Source organism: Pantoea sp. SIMBA_079, from assembly GCF_046940275.1.
GTDB lineage: Bacteria > Pseudomonadota > Gammaproteobacteria > Enterobacterales > Enterobacteriaceae > Pantoea > Pantoea borealis.
In genome coordinates this window covers 1-257 of the sequence record NZ_JAWRYR010000565.1, presented here as the reverse complement: position 1 = coordinate 257, position 257 = coordinate 1, and the positions used below count along the sequence as shown (strand labels likewise).

The following is a 257-nucleotide window of genomic DNA, read 5'->3' as shown; positions in this document are numbered from 1 at the left end:
CATAGCTTCGGGCTGTGACAGCATCCTCCCGCTAAAAGCTGGCGATCGGTTAGCACCGCACGCACTTCCGCATTTCTGCGCGCTGTTGGATGATGGAAGCGCTTGGGGCTTCTCCGACTGCGACCGTGATGATGAAGATGGTGCACGCAGCTACCCTTGGTTGAAACCAGTGTGGGACATCGATTTGTTCATCGGTGCGGATATCTACACCCCAGGCGCGATATTTGGTGTAGACATCGTGGCTGAAGCACTCTCAC

1 protein-coding gene is annotated in these 257 nt (G+C 55.6%); it reads left to right on the top strand.

Annotation, left to right across the window (positions count from 1 at the left end; all coding sequences use genetic code 11):
• The coding region (locus SB719_RS21215; protein ID WP_412159896.1) for a hypothetical protein at nucleotides 1-257 on the top strand (257 nt) is incomplete at both ends.